Here is a 730-nt window from a genome sequence, read left to right as displayed (position 1 = left end):
GTTGGTCTTGGAATAATCATTTTAAAATGTTCCGGTGCCTGTTCCATCAAAACATTGAATCCGGCAATAGCATCTTTACCTACTCCAAAATATTCTCCAACAGTTGTTAAAGCGATATAAGAAGTTACTAAACCTCCAATAATCAAAACAGCAACCTGAATAACATCGGTATAAGCCACAACTTTCATACCTCCTAAAGAGATAATCAAAGCAAAAACTGCTAATCCTAACATAATTATATGAAGGTAATCTCCTCCTGCCAGTCCGTTAATAGCAACGGCTCCTAAGTATAAAATAGAAGTTAAATTTACAAAAACATACAAGAACAACCAGAAAACAGCCATAATCAACGCCGTAGTTTCATTGTATCTGGTCTTTAAGAATTGCGGCATCGTGTAAATCTTGTTTTTCAGATAAACAGGAATAAACCAAATCGCAATGATAATTAAGGCAATTGCAGCAACCCATTCGTAGGCAGCAACAGCGATTCCTAAGAAGAAACCTTCTCCACTCATTCCGATAAATTGCTCGGCTGAAATATTAGAAGCAATTAACGAAGCTCCAATAGCCCACCATGTCAGAGTTCCTTCGGCTAAGAAATACGCCTTAGCATCGTGTTCGTTTTTTTCGCGTTTGCGGTAAACAATGTATCCGTAAATCGATACAATTAAAAAATAGATTATAAATACTGCATAATCTGCAAATTCGAGACTTGAGCTCATAAGAAATT

1 protein-coding gene is annotated in these 730 nt (G+C 36.4%); it reads right to left on the bottom strand.

Annotated elements, in window-relative coordinates; all coding sequences use genetic code 11:
- Window positions 1–722, bottom strand: a 722-nt coding sequence (locus ABS764_RS16220) for a sodium:solute symporter family transporter (protein WP_408082838.1), incomplete at its 3' end; no start/stop codon positions are given.
- Between the last annotated feature and the right edge of the window lie 8 nt (window positions 723–730).

This window comes from Flavobacterium plantiphilum (genome assembly GCF_046000495.1).
Classification (GTDB): domain Bacteria; phylum Bacteroidota; class Bacteroidia; order Flavobacteriales; family Flavobacteriaceae; genus Flavobacterium; species Flavobacterium plantiphilum.
Note: the sequence above shows the minus strand (reverse complement) of the source record. Positions and strands in the feature narration are given on the sequence as shown.